Source organism: Sphingobium sp. RSMS (assembly GCF_005406185.4).
GTDB classification, from domain to species: Bacteria; Pseudomonadota; Alphaproteobacteria; order Sphingomonadales; family Sphingomonadaceae; genus Sphingobium; species Sphingobium fuliginis.
The window spans coordinates 58,681-80,866 of the sequence record NZ_CM191258.1 but is presented as its reverse complement, the minus strand read 5'-3'; the positions used below and the strand labels follow the sequence as shown (position 1 = coordinate 80,866).

22 protein-coding genes are annotated in these 22,186 nt (G+C 65.3%); 8 read left to right on the top strand and 14 right to left on the bottom strand.

The window, feature by feature from the left end; all coding sequences use genetic code 11:
- Positions 1 to 11: 11 nt before the first annotated feature.
- The 9 genes from EGM87_RS18565 to EGM87_RS18525 form a co-directional block, all read right to left on the bottom strand.
- Positions 12 to 902, bottom strand: a complete 891-nt coding sequence (locus tag EGM87_RS18565; RefSeq protein WP_103000790.1) for a dioxygenase family protein — start codon at positions 900 to 902, stop codon at positions 12 to 14.
- Between the two features lie 25 nt (positions 903 to 927).
- On the bottom strand, positions 928 to 1,218 hold the full coding sequence (gene catC, locus EGM87_RS18560) for a muconolactone Delta-isomerase (protein WP_103000776.1): 291 nt from the start codon (positions 1,216 to 1,218) through the stop codon (positions 928 to 930).
- A 4-nt stretch (positions 1,219 to 1,222) separates the two neighbouring features.
- Entirely contained in the window at positions 1,223 to 2,392 is a 1,170-nt protein-coding gene (locus EGM87_RS18555) for a muconate/chloromuconate family cycloisomerase (protein ID WP_253719194.1), read from the bottom strand.
- A gap of 87 nt (positions 2,393 to 2,479) precedes the next feature.
- Positions 2,480 to 2,695, bottom strand: a complete 216-nt coding sequence (locus EGM87_RS18550; RefSeq protein ID WP_025548496.1) for a hypothetical protein — start codon at positions 2,693 to 2,695, stop codon at positions 2,480 to 2,482.
- 5 nt (positions 2,696 to 2,700) lie between these two features.
- Entirely contained in the window at positions 2,701 to 4,008 is a 1,308-nt protein-coding gene (locus tag EGM87_RS18545) for an acetamidase/formamidase family protein (RefSeq protein WP_099186628.1), read from the bottom strand.
- A 49-nt stretch (positions 4,009 to 4,057) separates the two neighbouring features.
- Complete coding sequence (locus EGM87_RS18540; protein ID WP_103000778.1) at positions 4,058 to 4,402, bottom strand: hypothetical protein; 345 nt, start codon at positions 4,400 to 4,402, stop codon at positions 4,058 to 4,060.
- 10 nt (positions 4,403 to 4,412) lie between these two features.
- The gene (locus tag EGM87_RS18535) at positions 4,413 to 5,648 is read right to left on the bottom strand and encodes an aromatic ring-hydroxylating oxygenase subunit alpha (protein ID WP_099186626.1); all 1,236 of its coding nucleotides are present in this window, start codon (positions 5,646 to 5,648) and stop codon (positions 4,413 to 4,415) included.
- A gap of 134 nt (positions 5,649 to 5,782) precedes the next feature.
- On the bottom strand, positions 5,783 to 6,310 hold the full coding sequence (locus EGM87_RS18530) for a nuclear transport factor 2 family protein (protein ID WP_226870204.1): 528 nt from the start codon (positions 6,308 to 6,310) through the stop codon (positions 5,783 to 5,785).
- A gap of 5 nt (positions 6,311 to 6,315) precedes the next feature.
- Complete coding sequence (locus EGM87_RS18525; protein WP_065847440.1) at positions 6,316 to 8,721, bottom strand: TonB-dependent receptor; 2,406 nt, start codon at positions 8,719 to 8,721, stop codon at positions 6,316 to 6,318.
- A gap of 295 nt (positions 8,722 to 9,016) precedes the next feature.
- Between EGM87_RS18525 and EGM87_RS18520 the strand changes: the two genes are divergently transcribed.
- The 4 genes from EGM87_RS18520 to EGM87_RS18505 are packed head-to-tail and all read left to right on the top strand — an operon-like array spanning position 9,017 to position 11,379.
- Complete coding sequence (locus EGM87_RS18520; RefSeq protein ID WP_137708678.1) at positions 9,017 to 10,210, top strand: aromatic ring-hydroxylating oxygenase subunit alpha; 1,194 nt, start codon at positions 9,017 to 9,019, stop codon at positions 10,208 to 10,210.
- Between the two features lie 13 nt (positions 10,211 to 10,223).
- A complete protein-coding gene (locus EGM87_RS18515; protein ID WP_065847442.1) occupies positions 10,224 to 10,592 on the top strand; it encodes a hypothetical protein in 369 nt (122 codons plus the stop codon).
- Positions 10,562 to 11,080: a nuclear transport factor 2 family protein gene (locus tag EGM87_RS18510; RefSeq protein ID WP_065847444.1), complete on the top strand. Its 519-nt coding sequence runs from the start codon at positions 10,562 to 10,564 to the stop codon at positions 11,078 to 11,080. Before EGM87_RS18515 ends, EGM87_RS18510 begins: the two co-directional genes overlap by 31 nt.
- The gene (locus EGM87_RS18505) at positions 11,077 to 11,379 is read left to right on the top strand and encodes a non-heme iron oxygenase ferredoxin subunit (RefSeq protein ID WP_065847446.1); all 303 of its coding nucleotides are present in this window, start codon (positions 11,077 to 11,079) and stop codon (positions 11,377 to 11,379) included. Before EGM87_RS18510 ends, EGM87_RS18505 begins: the two co-directional genes overlap by 4 nt.
- Positions 11,380 to 11,548: 169 nt before the next feature.
- Here EGM87_RS18505 and EGM87_RS18500 read toward each other — a convergent pair whose 3' ends face one another.
- A complete protein-coding gene (locus EGM87_RS18500) occupies positions 11,549 to 12,577 on the bottom strand; it encodes an AraC family transcriptional regulator (RefSeq protein ID WP_137708679.1) in 1,029 nt (342 codons plus the stop codon).
- A 528-nt stretch (positions 12,578 to 13,105) separates the two neighbouring features.
- Here EGM87_RS18500 and EGM87_RS18495 point away from each other — a divergent pair.
- Positions 13,106 to 14,326, top strand: coding sequence for an NAD(P)/FAD-dependent oxidoreductase (locus EGM87_RS18495; RefSeq protein ID WP_065847448.1), 1,221 nt, complete (start codon positions 13,106 to 13,108; stop codon positions 14,324 to 14,326).
- A 48-nt stretch (positions 14,327 to 14,374) separates the two neighbouring features.
- Here EGM87_RS18495 and EGM87_RS18490 read toward each other — a convergent pair whose 3' ends face one another.
- On the bottom strand, positions 14,375 to 15,271 hold the full coding sequence (locus tag EGM87_RS18490; protein ID WP_103000780.1) for a LysR family transcriptional regulator: 897 nt from the start codon (positions 15,269 to 15,271) through the stop codon (positions 14,375 to 14,377).
- Between the two features lie 100 nt (positions 15,272 to 15,371).
- Here EGM87_RS18490 and EGM87_RS18485 point away from each other — a divergent pair, with 100 nt between their 5' ends.
- From EGM87_RS18485 to EGM87_RS18475, 3 genes are read left to right on the top strand one after another with little or no spacing between them, the layout of a single operon-like run.
- The gene (locus tag EGM87_RS18485) at positions 15,372 to 16,871 is read left to right on the top strand and encodes a CoA-acylating methylmalonate-semialdehyde dehydrogenase (RefSeq protein ID WP_137708680.1); all 1,500 of its coding nucleotides are present in this window, start codon (positions 15,372 to 15,374) and stop codon (positions 16,869 to 16,871) included.
- A gap of 52 nt (positions 16,872 to 16,923) precedes the next feature.
- The gene (locus EGM87_RS18480; RefSeq protein WP_048575216.1) at positions 16,924 to 17,697 is read left to right on the top strand and encodes a nucleotidyltransferase family protein; all 774 of its coding nucleotides are present in this window, start codon (positions 16,924 to 16,926) and stop codon (positions 17,695 to 17,697) included.
- Positions 17,681 to 18,424: a metallophosphoesterase family protein gene (locus tag EGM87_RS18475; RefSeq protein ID WP_025548476.1), complete on the top strand. Its 744-nt coding sequence runs from the start codon at positions 17,681 to 17,683 to the stop codon at positions 18,422 to 18,424. Before EGM87_RS18480 ends, EGM87_RS18475 begins: the two co-directional genes overlap by 17 nt.
- Here the strand turns inward: EGM87_RS18475 and EGM87_RS18470 are convergent.
- The 3 genes from EGM87_RS18470 to EGM87_RS18460 all read right to left on the bottom strand — a co-directional run bounded on the left by EGM87_RS18470 (position 18,403) and on the right by EGM87_RS18460 (position 22,134).
- Entirely contained in the window at positions 18,403 to 19,485 is a 1,083-nt protein-coding gene (locus tag EGM87_RS18470) for a PepSY-associated TM helix domain-containing protein (RefSeq protein WP_130030086.1), read from the bottom strand. The two genes, EGM87_RS18475 and EGM87_RS18470, sit on opposite strands and share 22 nt — an antisense overlap.
- Positions 19,485 to 21,635, bottom strand: coding sequence for a TonB-dependent receptor (locus tag EGM87_RS18465; protein WP_065847631.1), 2,151 nt, complete (start codon positions 21,633 to 21,635; stop codon positions 19,485 to 19,487). The genes EGM87_RS18470 and EGM87_RS18465 overlap by 1 nt, the downstream gene beginning before the upstream one ends.
- 103 nt (positions 21,636 to 21,738) lie before the next feature.
- A complete protein-coding gene (locus EGM87_RS18460; RefSeq protein ID WP_025548474.1) occupies positions 21,739 to 22,134 on the bottom strand; it encodes a hypothetical protein in 396 nt (131 codons plus the stop codon).
- Between the last annotated feature and the right edge of the window lie 52 nt (positions 22,135 to 22,186).

Below are 22,186 nucleotides of genomic sequence, written 5' to 3'. Positions count from 1 at the left end.
AAGCCTCTTGCTCAAACCGCTGCGCGGGCCCGTAACGAAAAACCCTCCTCGGTGGAAGCGCCGGCCTTCTGCAGCTCGAAATCGAAGACGATGGTGGCGGCATCGCCCTGCCGGTTCGGCACGGGCAGCAGGCCTTCCCGCGTGGCGAAGGCGAAATCGTCCGCCGCGAACGGATCGTCCCCGAAGTTGATCTGCGTCGTCAGCGTGCGATAGCCGGGCGCCTCGACGAAGAAATGCACATGGGCCGGGCGGTTGCCATGGCGGCCCAGCGCTCGCATCAGCCGGTCGGTCGCCCCGCCGGGCGGCACGCTATAGCCGTTGGGCATCTTCGAATGGAAGCTGTAGCGCCCGTCGCTGCCGATCCGGATGCGGCGGCGGTTGTTGAAGGGCGTCTGCTCGCCGGTCGGGTCGAAATGCGAATACCAGCCCTGCGAATTGGCGTGCCAGACGTGCAGGATCGCACCCTCGACAGGCTCCCCCCCGGGCCCCCTGATCACGCCGCTCATGTACAGCGTGCCGGTATCGTCGGGATCGTCGCTCAGGTTGACGTCCCCCTCCACCAGCGGCGCGCCCGCGACATAGAGCGGCCCTTCGATGGTGCGCGGCGTCCCCCCGGTCCTGCCCGTCTCGGCATCTCGGGCGTCCATCAGCAGGTCCATGAAATGCTCCAGCCCCACGCCCGGCACGATCAGGCCGAATTCGGCGGCGCCTTCCTGGAAATACTGGATCGCGGCCCAGAATTCGCTTTCGCTCACATCATGGCGGACGATGGTCCTCATCACCGCTTCGGCCAGCTCGCGGACGATGGCCTTCAGCCGCCTGTCGCCGCCTTCGGCATCGAGGCCGCTGGCCCGGTCGAGCAGGGCCTGGACCGCTGCGCCGTTCACGAAATCTTCGGTCATGTTCACCTCTCCGGAAGTTTGAATATCAGCGATCGTCGTCATGGAGCGACGAAGGATGGCGGCACAGCGCCGTCACCTTCACCTCCATGAAGGGATAGAGCGGCAGGCTGGTCAGCAGGTCGTGGAGCTGCGCATTGTCCTCCACATCGAAGATGCTGACATTGCTGTACCGGCCCACCACCCGCCAGATGTGCCGCCATGTCCCGTCCCGCTGCAACTGCTGGAAACGCGCCTTTTCCGCGGCCTTCAACTGCTCGAAGCGCACCGGGTCGTAACCGTGCGGAACATGGACATCCATGGTGACGTGAAACAGCATCGGCCTATCCCTTCGCCTGTCCGGAAAGAAGGACGGTGGTGCGCGCGGGCGCGTCTCGGCGGAAGGCGGCGACCGCGTCGGGGTTCAGCGCGATGCCAAGGCCCGGCCCGTCCGGCACGGCAAGGCTGTAGTCGGAATAGTCCAGCGGCTGCGCCAGCACCTCCTCGGTCAGCAGCAGCGGCCCGAACAGCTCCGTCCCGAAGGCGAGATCGGCGAAGGTCGCGAACAACTGCGCCGATGCGACCGTCCCCACGCCCCCCTCCAGCATGGTGCCGCCATAGAGCGCCACGCCCGCCGCTTCGGCAATGGCCGCCAGCCCCCTGGCGGCCGTCAGCCCCCCGGCCTGGGCGATCTTGATCGCGAACACGTCGGCGGCCCCGGCGGCGGCATAGGCAAAGCCCGTCTCCGGCCCGTACAGCGCCTCGTCCGCCATCACTGCCAGGCGGCCCATCGCGGTCAGCCGCGCCATGCCCGAAAGGCTGCTCGCCCTGATCGGCTGCTCCACCAGGTCGACGCCCGCATCGGCCAGCATCGCCAACCCGCGCTTGGCCGTCACCTCGCTCCACGCCTGGTTCACGTCGACCCGCACGCTGGCCCGGTCGCCCAGCGCCTTCTTGATCGCCGCCACATGCGCGACATCGGCCTCCAGCGGGCGCTTCCCGATCTTGAGCTTGAAGGCGTCGTGGCGGCGCGACGCCAGCATCGCCTCCGCCTCCTCTATGTCGCGCGCCGTATTGCCGCTGGCCAGCGTCCAGAGCACCGGCAACCGGTCGCGCACCCGCCCGCCCAGCAATTCGCTGACCGGCACGCCCAGCCGCTTGCCCTGCGCATCGAGCAGCGCCGTCTCCACCGCGTTCCTGGCGAAATGATTGGCGGCGATCTCCCTGCGCAGCCGGGCCATGATCGCGGCCGGGCGCGTGGCGTCCGCCCCGGTCAGGACCGGCGCGAAATAGGTGTCGACGGCCAGCTTGATGCCCTCCGGACTTTCCGCGCCGTAGCTGAGGCCGCCGATGGTCGTTCCCTCGCCTATCCCCTCCACCCCGTCGGAACAGACCAGCCGGACGATGACCATCGCCTGCGACCGCATCGTCGCGACCGACAGCACATGCGGCCGGATGGTCGGCACGTCGAGTATGAAGGCCTCGACGCTATCGATGGTGATGGAGGACGCCATGAATTCTCCGTTGCAGTCCGGAACAGATAGAAAGGCCGATCGGCAAGGGAAAATGCCGTTTCGGTTCGATTTCATACCGGCAAGGTATCAGACACCCGGCTCGATGCTCTCGACGCGCCGCACCAGCCGGGCGGCCATGGACGACCGGACCGGCCGCCCCGCGATGATCTTGCGCCAGCTATTATAGCTGATGCCGAACCGCGCGTTCAGCGCCTCGTCGGTCCGGCCGGTCTCCAGATGCAGCATGCGGTCCACCACATCCCGGCCGATGACGACCGATCCCGGCATTTTCGCCCCGCTCATGGCGATCACGCCTGCGCGCCATATTGCTGGCGGACCAGCTCCGCCACGCCCATGCGCTCTAGGATCGGCGTCGGACAGAGGAAGGTGACGCGCACCACGCCGGGCAACCGGCTGATCTCGATCGACCCGGCGATGGTCGCGCGATTGAGGATCTCGTCATAGGGCAATCCCGTCACTTCGGCGGCGCGGGTCAGCCCGTTCCTGGTCGCGTCGTTCAGCGTCGGCCCCGAACCGATGAAGGTGATCGGCGCATTGTCCTCTATCACCTTCTGCCCATGGCGCTCGGCCAGCCGCCCGACCGCTGCGCGCTCCTCCCGGCTCATCGGCTGCGCCAGGAAGGGCAGATCGTCGCGATGCTGCAACAGGATCGGGCCGTCCAGCTTCAGCCCCTTGATCACCTTCACTTCCAGCTCGACCACGCCCGACACGTCGGTGGCATGGCCGGCAATCTCGCCATTGCCCTGCTGCGCATGCATGTCGCCCATATAGACGCCGCCGCCGGGCACCTTGACCGGGCAGATGAGGATCGCGCCCTCCCGCACCGAATTGGTGTCCATATGCCCATCGGTCTTGTGCCGGTCCAACTCCTCCTGCGTGAAGCTGTAGCCATGGGGCGCATCGATCAGGAACGACCCGAAATCCCCCGCATTATGCGAATCCGGCAGGTCGCGGGACGGCACCGTGCCGATATTGCCCAGGAAAGGCCGCATGCGGCTCGCCAGGCCCGCAATATCCGCCCGCGCCAGCGCCAGGATCGAATGCTGGCCCGCCCCGTCCGGAATGGCCGCAATATTCCGCGCATCCCCGGCGATCCGTTCCGCGACATCCTTGCTCACGGTCAGCGCCACATTGTTTTCCCGGTCAAGCACGATGACATAGCCGTTGGAAAAGCGGAACGCATTCACCTCCGCCCCGCAATTGTCGCAGCGCACCGCCTCGTCCCCAATGCCTTCGATATGGCTGGACGGCGCGGTCGTGCCGCAGCTCGGGCACAGCTTCGCGACGAAGGGATCGCCCACATAGCGCCCCTCGACAAATTCCATCACGCCCGAAGAGGTGGCGAGCGACGTCACCCGCACGGTCTTCAGCGTGATGGCGATGGCGTCCCCGACCTCCGCCCCTTCAACCAGCACGGGACGGGTGACTTCATGCCCGCCCTGGAATTTCGGCGTGATCATCGGCCCCCAGCAGCCCGGCGGCGTGCCGGTGCGGATGGTGCCGCCGTCGCGAACCGTCCCGGCCGGCGCGATGCCCGGCCCGACGATCCCGCCGCTATAGTCATGAACCTCGATATGCGAACGCGCGTCAGACATTGGAACTACCCTTTGTTGCTATGGGACCGCTCAGTTTCCGTGGGAACGTTCAGAGCGCGGCATCGCCATCCATGCGCACGAAGCGCCGCGCATCGAAGCTGAAGGGAACGGCGCTGCTGCCCCCGTAAAGCTCATGATGCGGCGACGCCTCGGCAAAGGCGCAGGCCAGTAGGAAGAGATTATGGACATCCTCCGGCATGCCGCTGGCCGGATGCTCCGACAACAGCCGCAATATTGCGTCCAGACGCGGCATCATCGCCTCATACAGCGCCCTGAAATCGGCGGCGCTGGCGCTCCAGCGTATCTCGCTGCGCTCATTCTCGCTGGGCCGCGCCCAATGGGCGGCCAGCGGCGCCAGATCGGCAAAGGGCGCGGGGAGTATCAGGTCGGTCATGCTAAAATCCTCAAGCCGCGAGATAGGTGTCGAGCGTGCGCGCCGCGTGGCGGATCAGGAATTCCTGATCCATCAACTGCATCGCGTCGATCGATCCGGACATGATGCCGGCGAAAGTGTCCTCCATGGTGGCGGTATCCTCCAGCCAGGCATTCCGATGCAGCGCGTTCACATGCTGCTGCGCCACCTGTTCCGCCGCATTCTGGGCGGGCCGGAAATAGTTGATCCCCTCCCACAGCGTCCGCCCATGGTCGAGCGGCCAGAATTGATGCGTGAAGAAGGACATGCCCGGATAGCCGCAGCCCGACGCCAGATGGATGATGAAATTGGGGAAGAGATTGGGCAGCTCGAACTGGAAATCCGCCCGCCGCTCCGGGTTGATCGCGAGCGGCAACTGGTCGGGCCGCGGGCGATGGCGCTCGGTCGTGCTCAGCATCGACGCGAAGGCCAGCGTCGAGGGCGCCGTGTCCATCCCCGCCCCATAGATGGTGGAGGAGGCATGCGGCCCCATCAGCTTGAAATCGCCATGCTCCACCCCCTTGAAGCCCGGCAGCGACCCGGCATGGATGGTCGGCACATGATAGCCTTCGCTGAAGGCGTAATGGGCGACCTTCCAGTTGCAGTTCAGCACCGTCGAATAGCGGAAGGCGGTGGTCGATTCCGCATAGGGATAGCCGCCGAACAACCGGCCGAAGTCACCCAGATATTCGGTCAACGTCTGCGCCGGTTCCGCATCGAAATGGATGAAGACGAAACCTTCCCAGCTATCGCAATGGATTTCGCGCAGGCCAAGACAGGCGGTATCCAGCTTGCCGAACTTCTCCTTCATCGGCACGGAACGCAGCGGCCCGTCGGTCGAAAACACCCAGCCATGGAAGCGGCAGGTGACGACATTGGCGCGCGACCGCCCGAAAGTCTCGAAACCGCTGCTCGGAACGACCTTGTTCCCGCGATGGGTGCAGACATTGTGGAAGGCCCTGATCCGCCCGTCCTTGCCCCGCACGATCAGCACGGATGCGTCCGCCACCGGCAGTTCCTTGACCTTATAGTCGCCGGCATGGGGCAGTTCCCAACTTGTCGCGACCTTCAGCCAGGTCTTGCGGAAGATTTTCTCGCGCTCCAGTTCGTAAATGGCCGGATCGCTGATCGCCCGCACCGAGACCGGATCGACGCCCAGTTCTTCGCGAATATCATCGACGCTGCGGTTGATATGGCGCAAGTCTTCCGCCGTGCATGTCGTGGTCATCCTACTCTCCGATATTTCCCGTAAACTCTATCGCTTCTTCGCCACAGGACCCAGGGCAACAGCGTGCCGACCCGCCCCCGTTCGGGCTGAGCCTGTCGAAGCCCTCCTCTTTCCTGGCAGGACATGCTCCAACATCACGCATCTCCCAAAGCCTCTGGCTTGTCCCGCCACCCATCGGGATAGTGGGAGATCAGATCGGCCCGCAGTTCCAGCGCACCGAACCGCCAGCCGCCCGCCATCTTCCGCACGTCCGCGACATAGCGCCCGCCGATCCAATAGGCCCGCCCGCTGGCTGAGGTCGCAACCTCCCACAACATGAATTCCACGTCCGCCCGCTCATAAGCGGGATCGAGCGTCACCTTGGGCGAAACCAGATAATGCAGGGTCCATCTGAACCCCTGCTCCGCATTGCCCGCCACACCCTCAGCGATGGCGTCCCCGCCCGACAATAGCCCGTATCGGTCGACCCGGAAGACCGCATCCTCGGTGAAAAGCGGCCGCAGCATCTCCGCCGAAGGCCCCGCATCGAAGGCCCGCGAAAGGTCGACGATCAGCGCATCGATGTCGCGCAACGCCTCCAGCCGCTCGACCCTGCGTTCCCATATTTCCGCCATGCCGTCCTCGCCCGCCAGGGCGGACGCCGGGAAGACCGGCGCCCGCATGATTGTCAGAAGGTCCGCCGCGCGCTCAGGAACCATTCGCGGGGCCGCCCGAACGCCCCCTCCGTGATCCCGCCGAAGGAATCCACGAAGCCCGATCCCAGATAGACTTGCTTGGTCAGGTTCTTGACGCCCAGCGTGATCAGCCAGCTTTCCGGCTCGTCGCTATAGCCGATGGAGGCGTTCACCAGATGATAGCCCTTCTGGATCAGCAGCGGGCTGTTCACCGCGTCATTATAGACCTTCGACCGGTAGGACCAGTCGACCCGCGGCGTGAACCGGCCCACCCCGTCGACCCGGATGTCGTAGGAAGCCCCCGCGCTCAGCGTCCATTTGGGCGCATTCTGCAAATGGGAATCCCTGGTCACGCCGCTGTTGAGCGCCCGAATGTCCACCTGCCGATATTTCGCGTCCAGATAGCCGAGCCCCGCCTCCAGCTTCAGCGCCTCGGTCGGCCGGGCCTGCACTTCCAGCTCCAGCCCCTTGATGCGCGCCTTCGCCGCATTCTGGATGATCGGCGCGAAACCCAGACGCGGATCGTTCACGGTGATCTGCAGATCGTCATAATCGTTGACGAAGGCCGCGCCATTCACCCGCAGCCGCCGGTCGAACAGGTCGGACTTGAAGCCGACTTCGTAGGTGGTGCTGGTCTCCGGCCGGAAGGACGGAATATTGGCGAAGGGCGGGAAGACGCGCTGGGTGAAGCCGCCGCCCTTGAATCCCTGCGAATAGGATGCGTAGGTCAGGAATTCGGGCGACCAGCGATAGGAAAGGCTGGCCATCGGCGTCCAGGCGCGGTCCTTGATCGTCGTCCGTCCGGGCGGGCCCATCAGCGGATCGCCGTCCTGCAACCCCGACCCGTCGGGATTGAAGGGCTGCCCCGTCAGGAAGCCCGCCGCCACGACATATTGATTGCCATTGTCGAATGTCTTCTTGTCCTCGGTCCAGCGTATGCCGCCGGTCAGGCTGAGATTATGGACGATCTCGAACGTCGCCTGACCGAAGGCGGCAAGGCTCCGTCCATCGAGGATCGCACCGCTCATGAAGACGGCGTCGACAATGTTGACCAGATCCTGGTGATTGCCGCTTTCCTTCGAATAATAGCCGCCGACGACCCAGTTCAAACGACTGTCGAGCGCATCGCCGATCAGTTGCAATTCTTCCGAAAACTGATCCTGCTTCCAGTCGCTCTTGGTCTGGACGATGCTGGCCGGGCTATGATCGGAATCGCGGGTCCAGAAACCCGTCACCTTGCGGTAGGCGGTGATGGACTTGGCCGACACATTCTCGCCCAGCCGCCATTCCACCGTGCCGGAAACGCCCCAGATATTGAGGTCCGACGCCGACTGGTAACGGCGCTTCCCGAAATTGTCGAAGACGCTCGACACCGCCCGGAACGTGCCGCCATGGCGATAGGGCGCCTGCGCCCACTGGCTGTTGTAACAGCGCGTGTCGGACAGCCGGGCCGGGTTGGACAGGTCGGTGCAGATGCCCGCCGCGCCCGAATAAAGGCCGTTCCACACCTGCGCCGCCGGCGCGTTCTCATCGACCGCGAGCATGACGTTGGGCGCGGTTTCCTCCCGCGACCGCGTGCCGTCGACGGCGATGTTGATGGAAAGCTTGCTCGTCGGCTCCAGCCGCAGCGCGAAACGCCCCGCCATCGTATTGGTGTCGCCCAGGTCCGGCGCCAGCGGCACCGTGCCTTTCACATAGCCGTCGCGCATATGATAAAAGCCCGAAAGGCTGGTATAGACCCCCTCGGCCAGCGGCACGTCGATCGAGCCCTTGATCTGCACCCGGTCGTAGCTGCCGGTCGTCAGCTCCAGGCTGGCCCCCGGATCGTCGGCGGGCTTCTTCGTGACCACGCTCACCGCGCCCCCGATGGTGTTGCGGCCGAACAAAGTCCCCTGCGGCCCGCGCAGCACCTCGATCCGCTCGACATTGAGGACGTCGAGCACATTGCCGACCCCCCGCGAAATATAGACGCCATCCAGATACAGTCCCACGCCCGGATCGGCGGAAAGCTGATAGTCATTCTGCCCGATGCCGCGAATGAAGATCGCCGCCGTGGCGTTGCTGGCCGATACCGGCACCGAACTGTTGAACTTCACATTCGGCGTGAAGTCTCCGATCTGCGTGACATTATCGATCCCCCGCTGCGCCAGACCTTCCGAAGTCACCGCCGAGATGGAGATCGGCGTATCCTGAAGCGACTCCGCGCGGCGACGGGCGGTGACGGTGATTTCCGCGATACCGCTATTCTGGCTCGCAGCCGGGTCTTCCGGCGCCTGCTGCGCCAGAACGGGCGCTCCGGACGCCAGCGCCAGCCCGGCGACCAGCGCGCGCACCGAACCCGATTGCAGACGCCGGGCCGCGCGGCCGGACGATATGGGTTTGCAGCTTTCATCTTCCATATTTGACTCCCCGTCTCGATTGGCATTTTGTTTTTCTGGTACCGCCATAATCGAACCCAGATCGGCCAGCCGCGCTAGCCTGATCCCGCGAAGTTCATCATCTGAGCGCGACGGAGTGAGGAACCGCGAAAAAGCCCTTCCGCACCGCTTCCGTCCCCCCGCGCCTTTGATGCGCCCCCAGGCTAAGGCGCACCGGATCGGGCTAGCGGGGCATGGCGCGCGCCGACATCATCCATGCCGATTTCACGCATTCGGAAGCCGCAACGACAACCGATGCAACGGCAAGGACAGGATGATGAACGACGCGCATCGCTGGTTACACGAACATCCCGAACTGGGATCGGGCCCCATCTCCATCGAACCCTATATCGACCCGGACTGGTATGAACGGGAACGGGAGAAGATATTCAGGAAGGTCTGGCTCTGCGTCGGCCGCGTCGACGAAATCCCCGACAGGGGCGATTACAAGGTCAAGCGCCTCGCCGCCGCCGACACGTCGGTCATCCTGATGCGCGGCAAGGACGATGTCGTGCGCGCCCATCACAATGTCTGCGCCCATCGCGGCAACACCGTCGTCACCGAAACCGGCCCGGAAACCTTCGGCCGCAGCAAGGCGGCCATCGTCACCTGCCGTTTCCACGGCTGGGTCTATGGCGCGGACGGCGCGCTGAAACATGTGCCGAGCGAGGAACGCTTCTACCCATGTTTCGACAGGCAGCGGAACGGCCTCACCCCGATCCATACCGATGTCTGGGAAGGCTTCATCTTCGTCAACCTGGCCGAAAATCCGGACAACAGCCTGACCGATTTTCTGGGCGACTATGCCGCGCATTTCGCGGGCTTCCCCTTTGCCGAACTCAGCTACCAGTTCACCTACCACACCGAACTGGAATGCAATTGGAAGGTCGCGCACGACGCCTTTGCGGAGGCCTATCATGTCGACACCATCCATGCCGGCTCCTTCCCCAACACCTTCTCCACCGGGCTGCAAAATGTGAAGCTGATGGGCCCGCACCGCAGCTGCGCCGTCTGCCTGACGCTGGGCGCGAAACCCACCCCGGTCGCGGGCATCGCCAATAGCATCGCCGGCGCCTCGCTCGTCACCCAGCGCGCCGAATCCATGCTGCCCCCCGCGATCAACCCGGACAAGCGCGACGATTTCGCCTTCGAACTCAGCGTCCTCTTCCCCAACACGCTGATCCACGTGTCGGAAGGCATCTGGTTCACCCACCAATTCTGGCCCATCGCCCATAACCGCACGCTCTGGGAGGGCCGCTATTATGTCCGCCCGCCAAAGACCAACGCCGAACGCTGGGCCATCGAACATGCGATGACGCTCCAGCGCAACGCCTGGCTGGAGGACACCGCCACCATGGAGGACACGCAAAGGGCGATGCAGTCCCGCGCCAAGCTCGTCCAGAATCTCCAGGACGACGAAATCCTCATCCGCCACAGCGCCGCCGTGGTCGACCGATATGTCAATGCGTGAGGGGGAAAAGACCATGACGCAACCCACTTTGCCCACCGGCTTCGAAGACCTCTCCCTTTGCCTCGACTGGAACCTGCCGACGGCCGACCAGCGCCAGCGCAAGCGGCAGGCGTCGAACGCGGCGGAACTGCGCGCCTTCTACGACCGCATGCTGCCCCGCCTGCCGGACGCGCTGGCGGAGGTCGACCGCTTCCCGCTGGGCGCGCTGCCGGAAAGCCACCACCCCCTCTACAATCTCGCCCTCTCGCTGGCCGAGGTCGCCCCGCATATCGAACTGTATTCCGGCTCCCCCGGCGTCCCCTATGCGTTCGAGGAGGCGCGCTTCGTCGCCGTCCATGGCGGGCAGGAGACATGGCGCGGGCTGCGCCCGATGGCCGCCTGAATATGGCCCCCCTGCCCATGGAGGAACGGCTGTTCCGCATCGAAGCGCGCCAGGAGATGGAAGGTCTCGTGGCGCGCTACGCCCACGGCGCGGACCGAAGGAACGATCCGGCGATCATGCGACCGCTGTTCCACGCGGACGCCACCTGGTCGGCGGAGGGCTTCGCCACCTTCCACGGCGCCGCCGCCATTGCCCAGGGCCTCGCCCGCATCGCCGCCGAACAGGTGCTGTGGTCGATCCACTATATGGTCGCCCCCCATGTCGAATTTATGGAAGACGCCCGCTCGGCGCGCTGCCGCTGGTATCTTTGGGAACTGTCCACCATGGCCGGGGACTCCGGCCCGGAAGATCGCTGGCTGGGCGGCTGGTACGACAGCCTGACAATATATGAGGAAGAAGAATGGAAATTCACGTCCGTGAAGCTGGACCTGCGCGTGCAGGGCGTGGCGACGCCCCCCTGGGCGATCAAGAAAGCGTTCGCCCCATGATCCGCCTCTGCGCAATCGACGATCTCAGCGAAGACGAAGTGCACCGCGTCGAACTGGACGGCGGCCACGGCATCGCCGTCTATCTGCTGGACGGGGAGGTGTTCGCCACCGACGACCTCTGCACCCATGGCGAAGCCTCGCTGGCGGAAGGCGAGATAGAGGATGGCAAGATCGTCTGCCCCTTCCACCTCGGCAGCTTCGACATCAAGACCGGCGCGGCCTGCGCGGCCCCCTGCTCCATCGCGCTCAAAACCTATGCGGTAGAGATCATCGACGGCGCGGTGCATATCGCGCCCTGATGGTCGGTGCAGCGCTTAAGTCAAACCTCCACCCTGTTCCTGCGAAGGCAGGAACCCAGTCCCGCCGCTGGAACTGGACTCTCACGAGCCACTCGTCTCGTTCGAGTGCCTTCGCAGGAGTACGCTGCGCCTCAATCCCACCGGAACAGAACTGACACGCGCCCGCCCCTCACCCCTTCAACTGCCGCAACGTAGCCGAGGGCCGCTCCCCGAACCGCTCCGCATAGTCACGCGCGAATTTGCTCAAATGGCTGAACCCGCAGGCCAGCGCGACATCGGTCACGCTATGCCCCTCCTCCACGCCGCCCAGCAGCATCTTGCGCGCCAGGTCCAGCCGCACATTTTTGAGGTAAACCATCGGCGTCACCCCGCGAAACCGCCGGAACCCCGCATGCAGCGACCGCGCGCTGACCCCGGAAATCTCGATCATGTCGATCAGGGAGATCGCCTCGCACGCATGGCCCCGCACGAAATCCTCGACGCGCCGCACATAATAGGGCGCGGGCCCGGATGGCGCGCTGTCGAACAGTTCGGAATGATTGTGCGGCACCGCCGCCAGCAGCAGGCGCTTCAGCGTATCCTCCACCGCGCCGCTCGCGCGGGGATGGGTATAGCCCGTCAGCCCGTAATCGATGTCGTCGCAGATAGTACGGACCAGATGGGCAAAGGCCTGCGCCGCCCCCACCAGCGGCACCGGCCGGGTCGAAAAGACCAGATCGTCCGGCCGGAACCCCAGTTCGCTCGCCAGCACCTGCTCCAGATCGGCCTTGGGTATCTTGATGGTGAAATGCTTGTAGCCCGCCTCGAACGTCTGGCGGAAATGCGAAGCCGGGGCCAGCACGCACATCTCGCCGGGCGCCAGGCTGAAACTGTCCCTGTCATGGGTGATGAAGGACGTGCCCGTCAGCGAGAATTGCACCAGATAGATCTGCCCCATCTGCGGCACGTCGATGGAAATCCGCCCGAAGGGATTGCCATAATCCTGCGCGTTGAAGGTCAGCGCCTTGAGCTGCGCCTGATTGTGGCGGAAATCGATCGGCGGCCGCCCGCCCTGCACGTCCAGCCTGTGGGGGCAGAACATCCGGCTCATATGCGCCTCGACATCGCCCGCGTCGGTGCTGCTGAACCTGTTCCACTGAACCAGCGGAAGCGCCTCGCCATTCCAGAAGCGGCTCGGCGCAGCCATTTGCGTCAACATGCTCGTCCTCCCTGGCCCGGTCCCCGACCCGGCTTGAAACGCCTGCCTCGCTCCGGTGGACGCTGCCCACCCCGGCGACGGATCATCGACACGGCCCTCCCTCGGCTGCATCGACATCCGGAAAATGACGCGCCGGACATGGCGGTCCCGCGATCCGGAACGCAGCGTGCCGGAAGCGCGGACGACCGCCATTTGCAGGCCGTCATGGCTGGATGTCGTTACAGCCTCGTCCCTTTCGCGATGACACTCTTATTACAGGGCCGGGTCAAGCCTGCCGCCCGAAAAGACCGCGCGATCAGGGCAAGGCCTGCGCTCAGGGGATAGTTGCCGCGGCGATTTTGGCCCAGCTTCGAAGCATCGGCATGGGCTGTCGCCGGCCCGAACGATCCGCAATGTCGATGAGAAACAGGCCGTTGCCCCTCGCCGCCCGGCAATCCGTTCGCGCGGCGCGGCGGCGGCGCGCCCGCGACGGCCCGGAAACGCGCCGGATCGTCGCCCGGCGACCGCGCACAGGGGAGGAGAATCGCATTGAACGAGCAAACGGACGTCCTCATCGTCGGCGGCGGCCATGCGGGCGCGCATCTGGCCATTGCGCTGCGGCAGAAGGGCTTTGCCGGCAGCATCGCCGTGGCGGGCGAAGAGGACTGCCTGCCCTATGACCGCCCTCCCCTCTCCAAGGCCTATCTGGTCGGCGCCGTGCAGATCGACCGGCTGCTGCTGCGGGACAGCGGCTATTGGGACGAACAGCGGGTCCGGTTCGAACTGGGATGCAGGGTCCGTTCGCTCGATCCCGCCGGGCGGCGCGCCGAACTGGACGATGGCCGGACGATCCGCTTCGGATGGTGCGTGCTGGCGACCGGCGGCAGGGCGCGCACCCTGCGCTGCCCCGGTTCCGGCCTGCCGGGCATCCATCATCTGCGCACCGTCGCGGATGTGGACGCCATTCGGGCGGGGCTTCGCGGCGGCGGCCGCGTCGGCCTCGTCGGCGCGGGCTATGTCGGGCTGGAGGTCGCGGCGGCGGCGCGCGAAATGGGGCATGAAGTCGTCGTCATCGAGGCGCAGCCCCGCGTCCTCCAGCGCGTCACCTCCCCCCTGCTCTCCGATTTCTTCGAACGGCAGCATCGCCGCCGGGGCGTCGACCTGCGCCTGGGCGAGCGGATTGCGGACTTTTCCGGCGCGGATCGCGTCTCTGCCATCCGCCTGGCCTCGGGCGGGGAAATCCCCGTCGACATCGCCATCGTCGGCATCGGCATCGATGCGGAAACGGCGCTCGCGGAACAGGCGGACATCGCCTGCGACGGCGGCGTGCTGGTGGACGGATATTGCCGGACCTCGGCGGAAGGCATATTGGCGATAGGCGACTGCGCGCGGCACCCCAATCCCCATGCGGGCGGGCTCTGGCGGCTCGAATCCGTGCAGCATGCGATGGATTCCGCCGCCACCGCCGCCGACACCATATTGGGGGCGCCGGCCGAATATCGCGCGCTGCCGACCTTCTGGTCCGACCAGTATGACATCAGGCTGCAATCCGCCGGCCTCAACCGGGATGCCGACGACATGGTCGTGCGCGGCGATCCGGAAAACGGTCCGTTCACCGCCCTCTATCTGCGCGGGGGCCGGGTGATCGCGGTCGACGCCATCAACAGCCCCAGGGATTTCATGGGCGCCCGCACCCTGATCCTGAAGGGCGTCGCGGTCGACCGGACAAAGCTGGCCGATCCCGCCATCCCCGTGAAGATGGCGGCCTGAACGCCCGATCTCCCGCCGAAGGCGGCGGTCGGGGATCGGCCCGCGCCCCTATAAGCGCTCCCGCATCTCCCGCGTCACCTCCTCCAGAAAATCCGCCGCCGCCCGCACCCTGGGCAGCCTCTGCAGATCGGCATGCATCACCAGCCAATAGCTGCGCCACACCTCCATCGACTCCGGCATCGACTCCGGAAACAACTGCACCAGCCGCTCGTCCTCCGCCGCCGCGAAGACATGCAGCACGCCCAGCCCCATCCCCGCCGCCACCGCCGCATGCTGCGCGGCGCTGGAACTGGCGCGGAAGACGATGGCCGCGCCGGGCAACAGCTGGTCCAGCGCGATCATCTCCGCGAACCCGGCCAGTTCCTCGATATAGGAAACGAAGACATGACGGCTCAGGTCGCCCCGCCCCGTCGGCACCCCCTCCCGCGCCAGATAGGCTTTCGACGCATAGAGGCCCAGGCGGTAATCGGCCAGCTTGCGGGTCACGAACCGTCCCTTGGGCGGCGGCTTCAGCATCACGGCGATCTCCGCCTCCCGCCGCGACAGGCTGGCCGCCTTGCTTTCGGACGCAAGCTCCAACGTCAGGCGCGGATGGCGCTCGCGCAACTCGGCCACGCGCGGCGCGATCAGATGGCTGGCAAAGGCCTCCGGCGTGGCGAGCCGCACCGTCCCCTCCACCTCCCGGTCGCGCCCCGCGACGCTGCTCATCGCGGCGAGCAGCTCGCTCTCGATCCGCTCGGCATGGGAAACCAGCGCGAAGGCGGCGGGCGTCGGCGTCACCCCGCGCGGGCTGCGGTCGAACAGCCGCGCGCCCAGCGTCGCCTCCATATTGGTCAGGCGGCGGGCGACCGTGCTATGATCCACCCCGACCCGGCGCGCGGCGGCCAGCATGTTGCCCTCCCGCATCACGGCCAGGAACAGGCGCAGTTCGTCGGAATTCAGCATGGGCAAATCCGCACAACCAATGTGTCCACATACCCGTATATCTGCAAAGCTGACCCGTCTATACCAAAGCCATCCACCGGCAGGAGAGGAAACCGGAAAAATGCGTTCAATTACTCATTTCATTCATGGACAATCCGCCCCGCTCGCCGGCGCCCGCCTGTCCGACGTGCTGAACCCCGCCACCGGCGCTGTCCAGGCGCAGGTCGAACTCGCCACCGCCGCCCATCTCCAGAAGGCGGTGGATTCCGCCCTCGCCGCCCAGCCCGAATGGGCCGCCACCAACCCCCAGCGCCGCGCCCGCGTCATGTTCCGCTTCAAGGAACTGATCGAACAGAATATGGACGAACTGGCCGTCCTGCTCTCCTCCGAACATGGCAAGGTCGTCGCTGATGCGAAGGGCGACATCCAGCGCGGCCTGGAAGTCGTCGAATTCGCCTGCGGCATCCCCCATCTGCTGAAGGGCGAATACACCCAGGGCGCGGGTCCGGGCATCGACGTCTATTCCATGCGCCAGCCGCTGGGCATCGCCGCTGGCATCACCCCCTTCAACTTCCCCGCGATGATCCCCCTCTGGATGAGCGCCATGGCCATCGCCTGCGGCAACGCCTTCATCCTCAAGCCCTCGGAACGCGACCCCTCCGTCCCGGTGCGCCTCGCTGAACTCGCCATGGAGGCAGGCATGCCCGCCGGCATCCTGAACGTCGTCCATGGCGACAAGGAGATGGTCGACGCCATTCTCGACCATCCCGCCATCAAGGCGGTCAGCTTCGTCGGATCGTCCGACATCGCCAATTACGTCTATGCCCGCGGCGCGCAGAACGGCAAGCGCGTGCAGGCGATGGGCGGCGCCAAGAATCATGGCATCATCCTGCCCGACGCCGACATGGATCAGGCGGTGGCCGACATCGTTGGCGCGGCCTATGGCTCGGCGGGCGAGCGCTGCATGGCGCTGCCGGTGGTGGTGCCGGTGGGCGAAGCCACGGCCGACGCCTTCCGCGCCAAGCTGCTGGACGCCATCGAAACGCTCCGTCCCGGCATCCCGACCGATCCCGACGCGCAATATGGCCCGCTCGTCACCGGCGTGCACAAGGCGCGGGTCGAAAACTATATCCAGATGGCGGCCGACGAAGGCGCGGAAATCGTGGTCGACGGACGCGGCTTCTCGCTTCAGGGCTATGAGGAGGGCTTCTATCTCGCCCCGACGCTGATCGACCGGGTGACGCCGCAGATGAAGAGCTATCAGGACGAGATTTTCGGCCCGGTGCTCCAGATCCTGCGCGCCCAGACCTTCGAGGAGGCGCTCAGCTATCCGTCGAAGCATCAATATGGCAATGGCGTCGCCATCTTCACCCGCAACGGCGACTATGCGCGCAAATTCACCGCCGATGTCGAAGTCGGCATGGTCGGCATCAACGTGCCGATCCCGGTGCCGGTCGCCTATCACAGCTTCGGCGGCTGGAAGCGTTCGGGCTTCGGCGATCTCGACCAGTACGGCATGGACGGCGTGCGCTTCTACACCCGCACCAAGAAGATCACACAGCGCTGGCCCGACGGCGGCGCGGTGATCGACCAGAGCTTCGTCATCCCGACGATGCGATAGGCTTCTGCCCGGCAGGGGAACGGAAGCGCCCGCTTGTCCGTTCCCCAAGGTGATGAGCCAGTACCCCGTCACCTTCGATCCCCCGCCGGAGGCTGCCGAATTCTACGCCGAAAGCCTTGCGCATCTGGTGGAATCCGGCATCCCCTTCATGCTGTCGGGCACCTATGCGCTGGGATGCCATACCGGCATCATGCGGCCGACCAAGGATCTGGACGTCTTCTGCAAGCCCGGCGACGCGCCCCGCATCCTCGCCTATTTCAAGGCGCTGGGACATCGCGTCGAATTCGAGGATGAACGCTGGATCGGCAAGGTCTGGCGCGACGGCAATTTCTTCGACGTCATCTACAACATCTCCTCCGCCAGCCTGCCCGTGACGGAGGAATGGTTCCGCGATGTCTCCCATGCGGAGGTCTATGGCACGACGGTGCGGATCACGCCGCCGACCGAATTCATCCTCTCGAAGGTCTTCATCCAGGACCGCTACCGCTATGACGGCGCGGACGTCGCGCACATCATCCTGCGGCAGCATGAACATATCGACTGGCAACGCCTGCTGGACGCGATGGAACTGCACTGGGAAGTGCTGCTCATCCACCTGCTGAATTTCCGCTTCATCTATCCGACGGAACGCCATTGCATTCCGCTCTGGCTGTTCGAGGAATTGCTGGGGCGCTTGCAGACCCGCGCCGAACTGCCTGTCCCCAATCTGCGGGTGTGCCGGGGACGGCTGCTTTCACCGCGCGACTATCTGGTCGACATCACCGAATGGGGCTTTGCCGACGTGGTCGGCAAGGGGCTGGAGGAGAGCCATGATCGCAACCAGTGAGCCGCGGCCCAAGGACAGCCTTGTCCTCGCCGCCGTCGGGGACCTGCATGTCACCGATGCGTCCGAACATCGCTACCGCGCCATGTTCGAGGAGATTTCGGCTCAGGCGGACATATTGGCGCTATGCGGCGACCTCACCAATTTCGGCAAGACGCGGGAGGCCGAGATACTGGCCGAAGACCTGCGAAGCTGCACCATTCCGACGGTCGCGGTACTGGGCAATCACGACCATGAATGCGGCCAGCCTGAGGTCGTGGCGCAGATATTGCGCGGCGCGGGCGTGACCGTGCTGGACGATCAGGCGGTCGAGATAAAGGGCATCGGCTTTGCCGGGGTAAAGGGCTTTGTCGGCGGTTTCGGCCGGGGGGAGCTTGGCGCTTTCGGGGAAAGCGCGATCAAGGGCTTCGTCGAGGAATCGATCAACGAGGCGCGCAAACTGGAAAATGCGCTGCGATCCCTGCGGACGGAACGGACCGTGGCCGTGCTGCACTATGCGCCGGTGGTGGACACGGTGCAGGGGGAGCCGCAGGAGATTTTCCCCTTTCTCGGTTCCTCACGGCTGGCCGAGGCGATCGACAGGTTCGACAATGTCCGCTTCGCCGTCCACGGCCACGCTCATCGCGGCGCCTTTGAGGGGAAAACGCCCGGCGGCGTTCCGGTCTATAATTGCGCGCAGTTCGTCCTGTCGGAGCGGTTCGACCGTCCCTACGCGCTGATCGCCATTTGACGAGCACGCGCCGGTTTTACGGGACGCCTGAACCAGAAGGTCCAGACTGTCAGCGTGCCGAGCAGCGTCATCGCCAGGCCCGACAGGGTCATGACCAGCCTGAACGCCAGACCGCCGACCTTCGCCGCGTGGAGCGGGTAGAGCAGATTATAGCCCTTCACCGCCATCGGCAGCGTCGCGGCATCGCGCGCCGCAACCAGCGCGCCGCTGTCCGCCGCGAACCAGAGGGTGGTGCGGCCATTGGGCAGCCATTCCTGCGGCCGCCGCATGCGGATTGCGATCAACCCATTATCCTTGCGCGGCAGGCTGAGGCTGCGCAACTCCGCATCGGGAAAGCGCGCCTTGGCCGTCATGACCATGGCCGCCCAGTCAAGCCCTTCGCCGAGTTTGGCGTCGCGCGGCGGCGGTGGAGCGAGCGCCTTGTCGATCTGCGCTGGCGCCCCCGGCCCGAACAGCAGCGCCGCCATCGGCCGGAACACCAGCACGGCCCCTGTGACCAGCGACAGCAGCAGCAGCGGCGCGACGACGACGCCCAGATCGCGGTGATGCCGCACGATCGCAGGGCGGCTCATCCGCGCCGGCCATAGGCGCCATTCGAAAGTCCGCCGCGTGCGCCACCAGAGGATGAGGCCGGTGAACACGAAGAACAGGCCGCAAAGCGCGGCGATGCCGATCACCCAATCGCCCGTCTCGCCGGAAAAGAGATGATGGTGGAAGTCGAACAGCCAGAGTTCGGGCCGCTCCCACTGGCTGCTCCACCGCGTCACCATGGCACCCCGCTGGTCTGCATAGGCGCCGCCGCCATTGTCGAACAGCAGCTTCAGCAACCCGAAATCATCGGACGCATAGCTGATCGACTGGGGCCGTCCCGCCGGATCGGCCATGATGCGCTGCGTCGTCTCGGCCAGTTGGCGGACATCCTCCACGCGCGGGTCGCCGGCATGGGGCGCCAGGGTCCAGGCATTTTTATGCACCAGCAACGCGCCGCTAAGGCCCAGAAGGGCGAGCAGCAGCCCGATCAGCCCGCCGGTCCAGCGATGGAGGGTGTCGATCAGCTTCACTAGAACCTATAGTCCCATGAGAGGGTGAAATTGCGGCCGCGTCCCGCGAAATAATGGGCGTTGTCATTGGGCCGGACGGTCTGGCTGTAATAATCGATGTAGAATGTGTCGAAGATATTCTGCGCCGCGAGCGTCAATGCCCCGAACCGGGTCTGGTAACGCAGCGACAGATCGGTCACGTCATAGCCGTCGAACCGGTAGAGCGGCGGATAGGCGCCCGGCGTCCGTTCGAACTGCCGGGACAGGAAGAATTGCGTCTGGATGCGCGCTGAAACCGGACCGTGCACATAGCTGGCGGCCAGGTTCAGACGGTCAGGCGAGATATTGGCGCCGTCCAGATCGCGATCCACCTTGTCGATGCCATTGTCCGATCCGTCGGTGCGACCGATCAGATGGGCATAGCCGGTCGAGAGGGTCAGCCCCGGCAAAGGCGTCCTGGCCGACAGGTTCAGTTCCAGCCCCTGTATTTCCACCCGCTGACGCTGGACCTCAAACACTCCGCCGCTCTGCACCAGCAGCGATCCGTTCTTGCTGGTCGACCAGAAATAGGCCGCGCTGGCGTCGATCGGGCCTCGCTTCACTTCGAATCCGATCTCCCGGTTGTTGGAGACGATCGGGCTGATATTCACATAATCGTCGATGTCGACGCCGGGCGTGGCGACTGCCCGGGCGATCCGGCCGACATCGGGCACGGTATAGCCCTCGGCATAGCTGGCATAGGCGCGGATGCCGGCCCAGGGTTCCAGGATCACGCCACCATTGAGCAGCGTATCGCTGAAAGTCGGCCTGCCGCCCGCGACGTCGACGCCCCCGCCATAGGTCCAGAGGGTATGATAGTCGTCGATGCTGATGCGCACATCCTCATGACGCAATCCGCCCGCCACGCGCAGCTTCTTGTCGAACAGCGCCAGATTGAACTGGGCGAAGGGCGCGAGGCTGCGATAGTCGGTCGGCGGCACCCAGGTCCGACCGGTCGCGATCAGCCGCTGTTCGGTCAGGTCATAGAGCGCGTCGAAGCCGATGGTGGCGGTCAGCGCCTCGAACCCCGGCATCGCGCGTTCATAGCTGATCTTGCCGCCATATTTGCGGCTGCGGTTCTGCGACTGGTCGAACAGCGTATCCCTGGGCGCGATGCGCGGGTCCTGGAAGCTGGCGATCGGCGCCACCTCCCCGCCATAGGTGTCGCGCGAGCGGTTGAAGAAGAGCTGGGCGATGAAATTGCCGCCCCACAAATCGCTGTCGGTCAGTGTCACCGCCGCGCTTTCGGTACGGTTGGTGGCGGGAACGCCCGGCGGCGTGCCGCGCACAGAGGTGGTCGGCCGGTCGACGCGATAGTCACCGTCCGCTGCGACATAATCGCCCTCTCCCTTCAACTGGAAGCGGCTCATGGTCAGGTCCAGCCGGGCGCTGTCGCTGAGCGCATAGCCGAAGCGGCCGAACAACGACCAACTCCGGCTATCCTGCGTCTCGCCCTGGGTCAGGTCGGTGCCGACGCGATTGCCATGGCCGTCGTAAAAGGCGCCGCGCTTCTCATAGGCTGCGCCCACCGTCGCATCCCACCGCCCGGAACGCCAGCCGATCAGCCCCGCCACCTTGCCCCCGATGCCGTCGCTGCGAAAGCCGGTGTCGGCATTGCCCTGCACCAACATCCGGCCGGTCAGTCCATCCGCCTGGGGAGGCGCAACGGTCACCTGGTTGACGATGCCGCCCGTGCCGCCGATCCCCTGCAGCGCATTGGAGCCGTAGATCAGCTCCACCCGGTCGATGAAGAAAGGATCGATGGTGAAGCCATCCCTCGCTCCGTCGCGCAGCGGAGCGGTCTGCGGAATGCCGTTGATCGCATAAAGCGGCGAGCGGCCGCGCAGCGTCTCCCCCGCGCCGGACAGCTTCTGCCGCGTCGGCGAGAAGGAGGGGGTCAGCGCGGACACCGCATCGACGATGGACCCGCCGATTGCGACCTGCTGGTTGAGCGTTTCCTGATCGATGACGTCGATGGTCAGCGGCAGGGCGTTGGCGGGCAGGATCGTGCGCGCCGCAGTCACGATGATCGGGCCGGCATCCTCGGCTGCAGGTTCGGACTGGGCCAGCGCAGGCTGGCTCAACAGCGCGAGCGCGCTGGTGGCGAACAGGACAGACGAGCGGATATGCATTCTTTCCCCCATAAGGCTGCTCGTCCGCTAGCCAAATGAGCAGGATGTTGCAAGTCATTAGCAGTATAAGAAGGGTGTTTTGCGGGTCGGGCCTGCGTGCACCCTAGCTTTCGATCAACGCTTTCAAGGCCTTCAGGTCGCGGTTGATCCAGCGGATGTCGGCGGCGAATCGGTCATCGTCCATGTCGGGTTGGCGGAACAGCGTGAGCATGACTTCCGCCCCTTCGCCATTCTGCACGACGCGCAGCGGGACAAACACCTCCTCGCCGTTGCCCAGGTCGACATGATGATCCATCACGCCATAGACATTATGCGGCGTGAAGCGGATGCGGATCGGACCTTCGGGGCCATCGGCCAGCCAGTGCGCGCCTTCCTGCCGCAAGCCGGATTCGGCAAGGCCCGACGCCCAGCGCGGGAAATATTCCGGCCGCCAGATGATTTCGTAAAGTGCGCGCCAATCGCGGGCGATGGTGATGCTGAAGGTCCGGGCGGGCAGCATGTCGCTCTCCAATGAATCGTTGCGCGGGGCCATAGCATGGGATGGACGATCT